We start from the raw sequence: 11,430 nt of genomic DNA, 5'->3' as shown, positions 1-11,430 counted from the left end.
TAAAATACAAAACGCCCGATGCGGTGCATCAGGCGTTTTACAGGCAAAAAAGTGTCAACCTATACCAGGACTAGTCAAGGATAATATCTGCCGCTTCCTTGGCAATATCCACCGCAGAATCTACCGATATGCCGATATCCGCCGCACGCAGCGCCGGGGCATCGTTGATACCGTCGCCCATAAAGCCCACCACGTGGCCCTGCTTACGCAACAGTTGAACGATGCGTTCTTTGTGCAGCGGCGTCAGCTTGGCAAACACCGTGGTACGCGCTGCCGCTGCGACCAACGTGGCGTCATCCATCAGTTCGATCTCGCTGCCACGCAGGATATGCTCCGCATCCAGCCCCACATCCTTACACACCTTGGCGGCAACCAGTTCGTTGTCGCCAGTGAGGATCTTGACGGTTACGCCATTCTTTTTCAGCGCGGCCAATGCCGGTGCGGTGCTCTCCTTCGGCGGATCGAGGAAGGCGATATAACCTTCGAGGATCAGATCCGATTCATCCGCTACGCCATACTCATGATCCGTCGCCGGCAGGATCTTGTTGGCCACCGCCACCACGCGCAGCCCTTGCTGGTTAAGCTCGTCGGTAACACGGCGGATGCGCGCCAGCAGCGCTTCGCTGAGCGGGATCACTTCATCTTCCTGCCGCACGTGGCTACAGATCGACAGCATCTCTTCCAGTGCGCCCTTGCAGATCAGCTCGTGGTATTGCGCCTCTTTAGCAACGACTACCGACATGCGGCGGCGTTCGAAATCAAACGGGATCTCGTCCACTTTGCGGTAATGCTGCAACGCGTCCGGCTGTTGGCTTTCATCGGCGCAGGTCAGCACCGCCACATCCAGCAGGTTTTTCAGCCCGGTCTGGTAGAAGCTGTTCAGCCAAGCGTAACGCAGCACCCGCTCGCTGTTGGCACCAAACACATCGGTATGGCGCTCCAGCACAATTTTGTCCTGGGTCAACGTGCCGGTTTTATCGGTGCACAGAATATCCATCGCGCCAAAGTTCTGGATCGCGTCCAGACGTTTGACGATCACCTTCTGGCGCGACAGCTTGACCGCCCCTTTAGCCAGGGTAGAGGTGACGATCATCGGCAGCATTTCCGGCGTCAGCCCAACAGCCACCGAGAGCGCAAACAGCGCCGCTTCCCACCAGTCGCCTTTGGTGAAGCCGTTAATCAACAGCACGATTGGCGTCATCACCAGCATAAAGCGGATCAACAGCCAGCTCACTTTGCTGATACCGGCCTGGAAGGCGTTGGGCTGCTCATCCTGGCTGATCACCCGCTGCGCCAACTGGCCGAAGTAGGTTTCGCTACCGGTGCCGATCACCATGGCCAGCGCGGTGCCGCTAACGACGTTGGTGCCCATGAAGCACAGGTTTTGGCACTCCAACGGATCGCTCACCTGGTCGCGGAGGTCGGCCACTTTTTCTACCGGCAGTGACTCACCGGTCAACGCTGCCTGGCTGATAAACAGATCCTTGGCAGACAGCAACCGCAGATCCGCCGGGATCATATCCCCAGCCGACAGCTTGATAATATCGCCCGGCACCAGCTGTGAAATCGGCAGTTCGCTATGTTCGCTTTTACCGGTATGCGCATCGCTGCGATACACCGTTGCGGTGTTGCTGACCATCGCCTTCAGCGCATCCGCCGCCTTGTTGGAGCGAGCTTCCTGAATAAAGTGCAGCAGCGTGGAGATCAGTACCATCAAGCCAATCACCAGCGCGGCAATCAGATCTTCGGTGGCGTAGGAAATCAGCCCCAGTACGGTCAGCAGCAGGTTGAACGGGTTGCTGTAACAGTGCCACAAATGCTTCCACCAACTTTCGGCCAGCTGGTTTTCGATGGTGTTGCTGCCAAACTGGCCGCGGGCGGTTTCAGCTTCCAGCTCGGTGATGCCTTCCGGGTGGCTGTTGAAACGCTCATACAGCTGCATCGCGCTGGCGGCGGCACATTCCAGGCGTTGTTTAGCCAAACCGGCAGGCAACTCATGCGCTACACCGCTAACGCTTTCCAACAAAGCATCGCGCCGAATCAAACGGCGTGGCAAATTGCGGCTGAGCAAACCCAGCAGCCGACGGGGGATTTGTTTAAATTTCATCGTTCGCACCTCGTCGCCCAGCGCCTCACGGCAGTGGGTGAACGGCGGATCGGCCCGCTGGCACGATTTTCGGACACGCCAAAAATCCTCCGCCGGAGCAGAACACTGATTTTCAATCACAACAGAGGCGAACTATCGAGCAAGTGCCGCTGCTTACCTAAGCCGGTAAAACAGCAACGCTGAGCGGAGAGGTTTTACCGGGGAACCGAATGAGTAGTGTCGGGGCTCGGATCAGGATCCATTCAGGGATTAACCTCAGGTCAAAGAAAAAGTGGGAACGGCAAAGGCGGCCATTCCGTTTTGCAACACTGTGGGCTGCGCACCAAGATCCGCGCGTTAAAATGCGCTATGGTAGCGAGCATAAGTGGGATGTTGTATACCCTATGAATTTCAAGTTGCAGCTAGGCAACAAACTTACTCATCCCCAGGAGCTTACTGTTGTAAGTGACTGGGGTGTGTAAGTGCAAGTAACAACGCTGCAGCTTGAAAGACGACGGGTATAAGTTTAAGCCTCATAACCTAAACGATAAGTAAACCATGCAAAACCGGCTGACAATCAAGGATATCGCCCGCCTGAGCGGGGTAGGCAAGTCTACCGTCTCACGCGTGATGAATAACGAAGGCAGCGTAAGCCCGCAAACCCGTGAACGGGTGGAGGCGGTGATCCGCAGCCAGGGTTTTACCCCGTCAAAATCGGCCCGTGCCATGCGCGGCCAAAGCGACAAAGTGGTCGCCATTATCGTTTCCCGTCTGGATTCCCCTTCGGAAAATCAGGCCGTGCGCACCATGTTGCCGTTGCTGTATCAGCAGGGTTTCGATCCGATAGTGATGGAAAGCCAGTTTGAAACCCGGCTGGTGGAGGAACACCTCAACGTACTGCGCCAGCGCAACGTCGACGGCGTGATCCTGTTCGGCTTTACCGGCCTGACCGCAGATATGCTCAAGCCATGGCAGGAAAAGATGGTGGTGGTCGCCCGCGAATATCCGGGGCTCTCCTCAGTTTGTTATGACGATGAAGGTGCCGTGAAACTGCTGATGCAGCGCTTACGCAAGCAGGGCCATAGCCATATCAGCTACCTGGGCGTGCAGGAGTCCGATGCCACCACCGGGATGCGTCGCCATCAGGCCTATCTGGATACCTGTCGCGCGCAAAAAATCTCGCCGCTAGTGGCATTGGGTGAACTGAACTACCAGAGCGGTTTCCAACTGGCCGCCAACGTGATTGAACCGCAAACCACCGCCCTGGTGTGCGCCTCCGATACTATCGCGCTAGGCGCGATGAAGTACCTGCAACAGCAACAAACTTCGCCAATCCAGGTGTGCGCCATCGGTAACACGCCGATGCTCAACTTCTTGTTCCCAGAGACGTTTTCCGTTGAATTGGGCTATAGCACCGCTGGGCAGCAGGCGGCACTTCAGCTGCTGGGCCAGTTGAGTGGTGAACTGAGCATCCGCCAAATCATTATCCCCTGCAAACTTGCCTGATAGCGGGCGCTGCATGTGGCGCCCCTTCGTATCATAGCCAGAATTCATTGTGACGCTCCTTGAGGCTTTATTGTTCGTTTTGTGATCCTTACCGCAGGCTGGGAACGTTCCCATTTAATAAAAACGGCCTAGTGGCTAAGCTTAAAAACATCAATACCTCTGAGCCTCACTGATAACAAGGGTGCCATAATGAGCAAAGTTCAGCAGCAGGACATCGATCGCCTGATCGTGCTGGTGGGTGGCCGCGAGAATATCGCCACCGTCAGCCACTGCATTACCCGCCTGCGTTTCGTCCTTAACGATCCCGCCAAGGCCAAGCCGAAAGAGATTGAGCAGTTGCGTATGGTCAAAGGCTGCTTCACCAACGCCGGGCAGTTCCAGGTGGTGATCGGCCCCGAAGTTGGTGATTACTATCAGGCGTTAATTACCACCACCGGCATCAACGAAGCAGATAAGGAACAGGCCAAGCTGGCCGCTCGCCAGAACATGACCTGGTTCGAACGCGGTATCTCCCACTTCGCCGAGATCTTCTTCCCACTGCTGCCAGCCCTGATCAGCGGCGGTTTGATCCTCGGTTTCCGCAACGTGATCGGCGATATCCCGATGTCCGGCGGCCAAACGCTGGCACAGATGCACCCAGCCTGGAAAACCATTTACGACTTCCTGTGGCTATTGGGCGAGGCCATCTTTATGTTCCTGCCGGTGGCTATCTGTTGGTCAACGGTGAAAAAGATGGGCGGTACCCCGGTGCTCGGCATCGTGATGGGGATCACCTTGGTCTCCCCGCAGTTGATGAACTCCTACCTGCTCGGCCAGCAAGTGCCGGAAGTGTGGAACTTTGGCTGGTTCACCATTGAGAAAGTGGGCTATCAGGCGCAGGTGATCCCGTCGATCCTCGCCGGTATGGCGTTGGGCTGGATCGAAACCCGTCTGAAAAAGATCGTGCCAGATTATCTGTATCTGGTGGTGGTGCCGGTGGTTTCTCTGCTGCTGGCCGTGTTCCTGGCTCACACGCTGATCGGTCCGTTTGGTCGCATGATTGGCGATGGCGTCGCTTGGGCAGTGAAGTGGGTAATGACCGGTAGTTTCGCCCCGATCGGCGCGGCACTGTTTGGCTTCCTGTATGCGCCGTTGGTGATCACCGGGGTGCATCAGACCACGCTGGCAATCGATATGCAGATGATCCAAAGCATGGGCGGTACGCCAGTCTGGCCGTTGATTGCCCTGTCTAATATCGCGCAGGCCTCGGCGGTGCTGGGCATCATCATCGTCAGCCGCAAGGCCAACGAACGCGAGATTTCCGTACCGGCCGCCATCTCCGCCTATCTCGGCGTGACCGAACCGGCTATGTACGGCATTAACCTGAAATATCGCTTCCCTATGCTGTGCGCGATGATCGGCTCCGCCTTCGCAGGCTTGATTTGTGGCCTGACCGGCGTGATGGCCAACGGCATCGGCGTAGGTGGCCTGCCGGGCATCCTGTCTATCCAACCGCAGTTCTGGCTGATCTACTCCGTAGCTATCCTGGTGGCCGTAGTGATCCCACTGCTGCTGACCATGATGGTTTACAAACGCAAAGCCAGCCGCGGCGAGTTACCAGTGTAAACTTATTCAACATTTATCCCCTATGGATTTCAAGTTGCAGTTAGGCAACAAGCTCACTCATCCCCAGGAGCTTACTTTTGTAAGTGACTGGGGTGAGTGAGCGCAGGTAACAACGCTGCAGCTTGAAAGACGACGGGGATTAAAAGGTATTTTTATGATCAATGTAATCCCTTGGTGGCAGAACGGCGTTATTTATCAAATCTATCCGAAGAGCTTCCAGGACAGCACCGGTAACGGCTATGGCGATCTGGCAGGGGTAACTCAACGGCTGGACTATTTGCAGGAGCTGGGCGTCGATGCCATCTGGCTGACGCCGGTCTATGTCTCGCCCCAGATCGATAATGGCTACGACGTGGCCGATTACTGCGCCATCGATCCGGCTTACGGCACCATGGCCGACTTCGAACACCTGGTGGCACAGGCCCATCAGCGCAGTATCCGTATCGTGATGGATATGGTGTTTAACCACACCTCCACCGAGCACCCGTGGTTTAAGGCCGCGCGGGATCCTGCCAGCCCGCTGCGTCAGTTCTACATCTGGCGCGATGGCGAAGGTGACGCCCTGCCCAACAACTGGCGCTCCAAATTTGGCGGTAATGCCTGGCAGTGGCACGCCGACAGCGGCCAATATTACCTGCACCTGTTTGCTACCGAGCAGGCCGACCTTAACTGGGAACACCCGCCGGTGCGCGAAGAGCTGAAGAAAGTGTGTCAATTCTGGGCAGATAAAGGCGTGGACGGGCTGCGTCTTGACGTAATCAACCTGGTTTCCAAGCAGCAGGACTTTCCAAGCGATAGTCAGGGCGATGGCCGCCGTTTCTACACCGACGGCCCGCGCATTCACGAGTTTTTGCAGGAGATGAGCCGCGACGTGTTCCAGCCACGCGGCCTGATGACCGTGGGCGAGATGTCTTCAACCTCGCTGGAGCATTGCCAGCAGTATGCGGCGCAAAGTGGTGCCGAGCTGTCGATGACCTTCAACTTCCACCACCTGAAAGTGGACTATGCCAACGGGCAGAAGTGGACGTTGGCTGCGCCGGATTACGTTGAGTTGAAGCAGATTTTCCACCACTGGCAGCAAGGCATGCATAACCGCGCCTGGAACGCGCTGTTCTGGTGTAATCACGACCAGCCACGCATCGTTTCCCGCTTTGGTGACGAAGGCGAGCTGCGAGTAACCGCTGCCAAGATGCTGGCGATAGTGCTGCACGGTATGCAGGGCACACCGTATATCTACCAGGGGGAAGAGATCGGCATGACCAATCCAGGCTTCCAACAGATAGAAAGCTATCGCGATGTGGAAAGCCTGAATATGTACGCCGAGCTGCACGCTCAGGGGAAAAGTGATAGCGAGCTGTTGGCCATTCTGGCCTGTAAATCGCGGGACAATGGTCGTACGCCAATGCAGTGGGACTCTACAACCAACGCAGGCTTCACCACCGGTACGCCATGGATCGCCTGTGCGGAAAACTATACGCAGATTAACACCACGGCGGCATTGGCCGATCGGGACTCGGTGTTTTACGCTTATCGCCACCTGATCGCCCTGCGCAAGCAGTATCCGCTGCTAACCCACGGCGACTATCAGGATCTGGCCCCGGCTCACCCGGCATTATGGTGTTATCAACGTAGCTGGAATGGGCAGCGGCTGTTGGTTGTGGCAAACCTGAGCCGCGAACCGTTGGCATGGGATGCCGCTGGCGTTGAATTTTCTGAACTGTGGCGGCCTCTGATAAGCAACTATGTAGATGCCGCAGAGCAGCCAAGAGCTGAGGTACTACGACCATTCGAGGCGAGTTGGTGGCTGCTGGAGTCCTGATGAGTTAAAGGAGGTTTGTTTGCTACAATCCGTACAAAATCCTTTGAAAACAAATGGATTTTGCATGGTTCGAGCAATGAAATGGGCGCTGGGAATACTTCCCCCTGTTACTCAGCGCCTGCCAGCCAGGGGCCGGATCGCCCCACCCGGCACGCCTTTCTAAGCGCAACAGCACGATCTCCCCAGCAATGCGGCCCACAGTAGCAATTGTGTCAACCGCATCGCTGGCCAGGCGGCCCCTTTCCGGATACTGCCGACCATTCAGCGTGATGCTTCGTTGCTGTGGATCCTCGGCATACACATGGGCGCTGTAACTATCGTTGAATCATATAATTAACGCGGAGTTATTAGGCTTTATTATTCCCCGTATAAATAAATCACTCAACACAATTATTATTTTCATAATTAGTTCCTTTTATTTAGTTCAACTTATTTTCTATCTAAAACATTACCATGCTATTCCAGGCAGTAAAAAAACCGCAACAAAGATCAAACTGTGAAGGAAATCCCAAATTGGAAATAGATTTATTTCACGCTATAAAAAAAACATGCAATAATAGAAAAGAATTAGATTATAAATAAAAATACATAATAAATACAGGCAGTTAAATTAACATTCCAGCCATTTTTACCTCTCAAGACATGGAGCTAGCTTTATGACCGTCAAAAGAAAGTCGATATTTATAGTCAGTGGGTTATTAGCCGCCGGGCTGACCGGATGCGACAATAATGATCACCAGGTTTCTCCGGGTAATCAGGCGGCGCTGGAAAGCAGGAATATTCCAACACTTACCGTCGATGGGCTGAAATTTAAAGATCTGAATAAAAACGGCCAGCTCGACCCTTATGAAGACTGGCGTCTCGATAGCGCCACCCGCGCCCGCGATCTTACCGCCCGCATGAGCGTGGAAGAAAAAGCCGGTGCCATGATGCACGGCACCATCGGCCTCAATGGTGCTGGCCGCGTCGATATCAGCGCCGCCGAAGAAGATGTTAACCAGCGCTTCGTCAACACCTTCATTACCCGCATGGCGGGCGATCCGCAGCATATTTCCGCCGATAACAATGCACTACAGGAAATGGCCGAGAAGTCTCGCCTCGGTATTCCTGTCACCATCAGTACCGACCCGCGCAACCACTTCGTTAATGATCCTAATGCCACCAGCGTCGCGGCCGGCAGCTTCTCACAATGGCCAGAACCGCTCGGCCTGGCGGCAATCGATGATACGGCATTGTCCAAAACCTTTGGCGATATCGCCCGTCAGGAATACCGTGCCGTTGGCATCCACATGGCATTATCACCACAGGCCGACCTGGCTACCGAACCACGTTGGGGCCGCATCAATGGCACCTTCGGCGAGGATAACCAGCTCTCCAAACGCCAGGTGCAAGCCTATATCGAAGGCTTCCAGCATGGTGATAAAGGCTTGACCCAAGACAGTGTCATCACCGTGGTAAAACACTTTGCCGGTGGTGGCCCACAGCTTGGCGGGTTAGATCCGCACAACGTCTTTGGCAAAGAGCAGGTTTACCCGGGCGATAATCTGGAATATCACCTGGTACCGTTCGAAGGGGCGTTTGCCGCCAATGTGGCCTCGGTGATGCCCTATTACGGCCAGCCAATCAACCTGTGGTACAAGGATCAGCTGATTGAAGAGGTGGGCTTTGGCTTTAATAAGCAGGTGTTGACAGAGATGCTGCGTGGGCGCTTTGGCTTTAGCGGCGTAGTGCTGAGCGACTGGGGTATCCTGGAAAGCTGCGAAGGTAAATGCGCCACCGGTATCAGCGATGCCGACATCGCCGCCGGAGTGTCGCCTTGGACTGCCGGGATCGGCATGTCGTGGGGCGTTGAGAACCTCACCCGCCAGGAACGCGTAGTGAAAGCGGTGGAAGCCGGTGTCGATCAGTTCGGTGGTACCAGCGATCCTAGCGATCTGATAGAAGCCATCAACCAGCAACAGCTGCCGATTGCCACCATCGACGCTTCCGTCACACGTATTTTACAGCAGAAGTTTGAGCTGGGACTGTTTGAAAAACCTTACGTGGACGAAGCCAAAGCGGTGAAAATCGTCGGCAACGCAGAGTTCCAGCAGAAAGGGGATGATGCACAGCGCCGTGCGCAGATCCTGTTGCAGGATAATAATTCGCTGTTGCCATTGGCGCTGAGCGGCAAGAAGGTGTTCCTGCATAACGTCAACGCTACCGTAGCCGCGCGCTATGGGTTGGAAGTGGTTGCTAACCCGGAAGAAGCGGAGATCGCCATCCTGCGAGTGGATACACCGCACCAGAACGATCCGCACTATCCGTTTGGCGTTTCGGTCAACTTCGGCCAACTGGGCTTTGAGGATGCCGATACCGTAGTGCTGGATCAGAAAGCTGGCACTTACAGCGGCAGTGAAGACTATCAGCTGATCAAACAGGTGAAAGCCCTCAACCTGCCAACGGTGATTTCCGTTTACCTGGATCGCCCGGCGATCCTCACCAACATCGTGGATAAAACCGACGTGCTGTTGGCCAACTTCGGCGCTTCCGATGAGGCGGTGCTGGATGTGATCACCGGCAAGAGCAAAGCACAGGGTAAGTTACCGTTTGAGCTGCCGTCCAGCTGGCAAGCGGTGCTGGATCAGAAAGAGGACGTCGCGCACGATTCTGTCGATCCTCTGTTCCCTATCGGTGCGGGTATCTTGTAATACGCTCCTCTCTGCATCCCTCTTCCGTGTGGAAGAGGGATGCAGAACGTCACCCTGTCCCCGAACTTAAAAACTCTGCACCAGTTTCACTACCTTCACCGCTTCCTGTGCCAGCTTCTCATCGCTCATATCAAATACGCCCTGCACCAGATGTGGCGGCAAATAATCCATGCCGGTCAGGTTGGCGACGGCGTTAAACGGCCGCAGCAGATCGGCCACCGGATAACGGTTATAACCTGCCGGCGAATAGGCCTGCGCATTGCCCCCGGTGCTAACCACCAGTTGCAAAGGCTTACCCTGCAGTTGGGTGCCTTCGCTACCATAGGCGAAACCGTGGGTTAATACCGCATCCTGCCATTCGCTGAGGATCGCCGGTGAGCTGTACCAATAGAACGGAAACAGCATCACCACCACATCGTGCGCTTGCAGCAGTTCCTGCTCCCGGGCCACATCAATCTGGTAGTCCGGGTAAACGCGCATCAGTTCATGCACGGTGACGTCAGGTAAAGGACGCAGTGCCTCGATCAGCGCTTTATTGATGCGGGAGTCGTCGGGGAAACGGTGGGCGGCCAACACTAAAATACGCGACATGGGAAATCCTTGTTTATCGAAAGTAAGCCATTTTTTCATTTCCCCTGTTTCCGGTGTAGTCTGTTAATGGTCACATTAACTTCAACCTAAAGTATCAACCACTATGTCGCTGCCCATTGACGTGCACCGTTTGTTACCGGCGTTTCTCAGCGCCGCTCAGACACAGAACTTCTCCGCCGCTGCGCGCCAGCTGGGCGTTACCCCGGCAGCGATCAGCAAGAATATCCGCGTGCTGGAAGAGAAGCTGGCGCTGCGGCTGTTCCAACGCAACACCCACAGCGTGATGCTGACCGACGAAGGTAAAGCCCTGCTGGAACAGGTGGCGCCGCTATGGCACGCACTAACCACCACGCTGGAGCTAGCCGGGGGCGCACAACTGCCCCCTGCCGGTAGCGTACGCGTCAGCATGATCCCAGGCTTTGGCCGCCAGGTGCTGATGCCGCTGATCCCTGAATTTTTACAACGTTACCCAATGATCGATCTGGATTTGTCGCTGGATGCGCGGGTGGTAAATCTGGTGGGCGAAGGCTTTGATGTAGGCATCGGCAGTCAGGTCGATCCCGATAGCCGGCTGGTGGCACGCCCGCTCTACCCGATGCAGATGCTCTTGGTCGCCGCCCCCGGTTACCTTGCCCTGCATGGGACACCGCAGGTACCGGAAGATCTGTTACAACATAGCTGCCTGTTGCACCGTAATCCGGCTACCGGGCGCAATGTAAAGTGGCACCTGGCGCATAAAACGCTGGATCTGCATGGCCGCCTGACCGCCAGCAGCCCAGAGATGTTGTTGGACTCTGCACTGGCCGGGCTAGGCATCGCTTGTCTGTCACGCTGGTATGTTGAACAGCATTTTACCCAAGGAACATTGCTGCCAGTGTTGAAAGATTACTGGCCAAAACCCACACAAATCTGGCTCTACTATACCTCGGCGGATCTGCCGCCACGGGTGCGCGTCTGGGTGGATTTTTTACTGGCGCATTTTCGCCGCCATTAGGCGTGATGCGATCACAATCACACCTTAACGATCTTTCAGATAATCGGTAATCTTCATTCAGCCCGCTGATAGCAAGGGTTACAAATATTCCTGAAACGGGTAGCTGTACAGCGTTCAAACGGCTTCCGCAATTCTTTGT

At 55.3% G+C, this 11,430-nt stretch carries 6 protein-coding genes and 2 pseudogenes; 5 read left to right on the top strand and 3 right to left on the bottom strand.

Annotation, left to right across the window (positions count from 1 at the left end; translation table 11 throughout):
- Positions 1 to 76: 76 nt before the first annotated feature.
- Positions 77 to 2,107, bottom strand: a pseudogene (mgtA, locus tag KAJ71_RS18210) (magnesium-translocating P-type ATPase); the annotation flags it as partial.
- Positions 2,108 to 2,644: 537 nt separating this feature from the next.
- Here mgtA and treR point away from each other — a divergent pair.
- The 3 genes from treR (at position 2,645) to treC (ending at position 7,016) form a co-directional block, all read left to right on the top strand.
- Positions 2,645 to 3,592: a trehalose operon repressor TreR gene (treR, locus tag KAJ71_RS18205; protein ID WP_248946993.1), complete on the top strand. Its 948-nt coding sequence runs from the start codon at positions 2,645 to 2,647 to the stop codon at positions 3,590 to 3,592.
- Positions 3,593 to 3,781: 189 nt separating this feature from the next.
- A complete protein-coding gene (treB, locus tag KAJ71_RS18200) occupies positions 3,782 to 5,197 on the top strand; it encodes a PTS trehalose transporter subunit IIBC (RefSeq protein WP_248946992.1) in 1,416 nt (471 codons plus the stop codon).
- Between the two features lie 154 nt (positions 5,198 to 5,351).
- Positions 5,352 to 7,016 carry an alpha,alpha-phosphotrehalase gene (gene treC / locus KAJ71_RS18195; RefSeq protein WP_248946991.1) on the top strand — a complete coding sequence of 555 codons (1,665 nt, stop codon included), beginning with the start codon at positions 5,352 to 5,354 and terminating at the stop codon, positions 7,014 to 7,016.
- Between the two features lie 22 nt (positions 7,017 to 7,038).
- Here treC and KAJ71_RS23685 read toward each other — a convergent pair.
- A pseudogene (locus KAJ71_RS23685) lies at positions 7,039 to 7,320 on the bottom strand (hypothetical protein); the annotation flags it as partial.
- 352 nt (positions 7,321 to 7,672) lie between these two features.
- Here KAJ71_RS23685 and KAJ71_RS18190 point away from each other — a divergent pair.
- Positions 7,673 to 9,706 (top strand): glycoside hydrolase family 3 protein, encoded by a 2,034-nt coding sequence (locus tag KAJ71_RS18190; protein ID WP_248946990.1) that lies wholly within the window; start codon positions 7,673 to 7,675, stop codon positions 9,704 to 9,706.
- Positions 9,707 to 9,772: 66 nt separating this feature from the next.
- Here KAJ71_RS18190 and KAJ71_RS18185 read toward each other — a convergent pair whose 3' ends face one another.
- A complete protein-coding gene (locus tag KAJ71_RS18185; protein WP_248946989.1) occupies positions 9,773 to 10,297 on the bottom strand; it encodes an NAD(P)H-dependent oxidoreductase in 525 nt (174 codons plus the stop codon).
- 103 nt (positions 10,298 to 10,400) lie between these two features.
- Between KAJ71_RS18185 and KAJ71_RS18180 the strand changes: the two genes are divergently transcribed.
- Positions 10,401 to 11,291 carry a LysR family transcriptional regulator gene (locus KAJ71_RS18180; RefSeq protein ID WP_248946988.1) on the top strand — a complete coding sequence of 297 codons (891 nt, stop codon included), beginning with the start codon at positions 10,401 to 10,403 and terminating at the stop codon, positions 11,289 to 11,291.
- The last annotated feature ends 139 nt before the right edge of the window (positions 11,292 to 11,430 follow it).

It is taken from the genome of Serratia silvae (genome assembly GCF_023282985.1).
GTDB lineage: Bacteria > Pseudomonadota > Gammaproteobacteria > Enterobacterales > Enterobacteriaceae > Chania > Chania silvae.
Note: the sequence above shows the minus strand (reverse complement) of the source record. Positions and strands in the feature narration are given on the sequence as shown.

What these genes read in the sequence shown, in the direction of transcription:
- treR (WP_248946993.1), top strand. Translation starts at nt 2,645, where the DNA reads ATGCAAAACCGGCTGACAATCAAGGATATCGCCCGCCTGAGCGGGGTA.
- treB (WP_248946992.1), top strand. Translation starts at nt 3,782, where the DNA reads ATGAGCAAAGTTCAGCAGCAGGACATCGATCGCCTGATCGTGCTGGTG.
- KAJ71_RS18180 (WP_248946988.1), top strand. Translation starts at nt 10,401, where the DNA reads ATGTCGCTGCCCATTGACGTGCACCGTTTGTTACCGGCGTTTCTCAGC.
- KAJ71_RS18190 (WP_248946990.1), top strand. Translation starts at nt 7,673, where the DNA reads ATGACCGTCAAAAGAAAGTCGATATTTATAGTCAGTGGGTTATTAGCC.
- treC (WP_248946991.1), top strand. Translation starts at nt 5,352, where the DNA reads ATGATCAATGTAATCCCTTGGTGGCAGAACGGCGTTATTTATCAAATC.
- KAJ71_RS18185 (WP_248946989.1), bottom strand. Translation starts at nt 10,297, where the DNA reads ATGTCGCGTATTTTAGTGTTGGCCGCCCACCGTTTCCCCGACGACTCC.